Genomic DNA, 451 nt, shown 5'->3' on the forward strand with positions numbered 1-451 from the left:
CGACCACGGCCGCCGTCAACCGCCCCGTCGCGAAGGCGCCGGTGTCGACCGCGATGCGCCCGCCCTCGGCGCGCGGCGCCTCGACGATGGTGTGCCCGTGCAGGATCCAGAGCCCGTCGTCCCGCGCGCCCCGCGCGAAATCCGGATGCCCCCAGAGCAGCACCTCGCGCGGCTGGCCCGCGAGCGGCAGCGCCGGATCGGCCCCGGCATGGACCACCGCGACATCGCCGCTCTGCCAGTGGAGCGGGCGCGCGCGCAGCCAGTCGATCACCTCCGGCCCCATCGCCTCCACCAGCGCGTCGCGCGCCGCGACGGGCGCCTGCGTCGGCGATCCGCCGACGCCGAAGCTCGCCAGCGTCTGCAGCCCGCCGTTGCGCAGCCAGCGCCGCGCCTCGGCCTCCGGCGCGTCGAGGAAGCGCAGGAGCATGTCCTCGTGGTTGCCCATCAGGCA

General features: G+C 76.7%; 1 pseudogene. It reads right to left on the reverse strand.

From position 1 onward, the window contains the following. A pseudogene (locus tag AB6A65_RS16390) lies at positions 1–451 on the reverse strand (serine/threonine protein phosphatase); the annotation flags it as partial.

It is taken from the genome of Rhodosalinus sp. FB01 (assembly GCF_041365715.1).
Lineage (GTDB): Bacteria > Pseudomonadota > Alphaproteobacteria > Rhodobacterales > Rhodobacteraceae > Rhodosalinus.